This window comes from Bacillus sp. SIMBA_031 (assembly GCF_046535225.1).
Classification (GTDB): domain Bacteria; phylum Bacillota; class Bacilli; order Bacillales; family Bacillaceae; genus Bacillus; species Bacillus velezensis.
On record NZ_JAWRXC010000565.1, the window covers coordinates 1 to 246 of the forward strand.

General features: G+C 62.6%; 1 protein-coding gene. It reads right to left on the minus strand.

Annotated features, from left to right (window positions below; genetic code table 11):
• Positions 1–24 precede the first annotated feature (24 nt).
• Positions 25–246, minus strand: a 222-nt coding sequence (locus tag SB724_RS21380) for a hypothetical protein (protein ID WP_410573033.1), incomplete at its 5' end; no start/stop codon positions are given.

Genomic DNA, 246 nt, shown 5'->3' on the forward strand with positions numbered 1-246 from the left:
TGCGTTTGGCTGGTCGCAGCCGAACTACCTGGCCTCCAGCCGCGCCTTCAGCTGCTCCGTGTAATCCGGGTAGGCAGCGGCAATCTCTTCGAGGTCAACGGTCTGCGGAAAGTCGATCACTGGCTGGTGTTCCGCCAGGAAGGTGGTGGTTTCCTCAACCACCACCTTCTCCTCGAAGGCGTCCAGGCCAGCGTCGGCAAGGAAATCCGGGCTGGTGTGGACCAGGGATTCCCCGCTTTGGCCCTC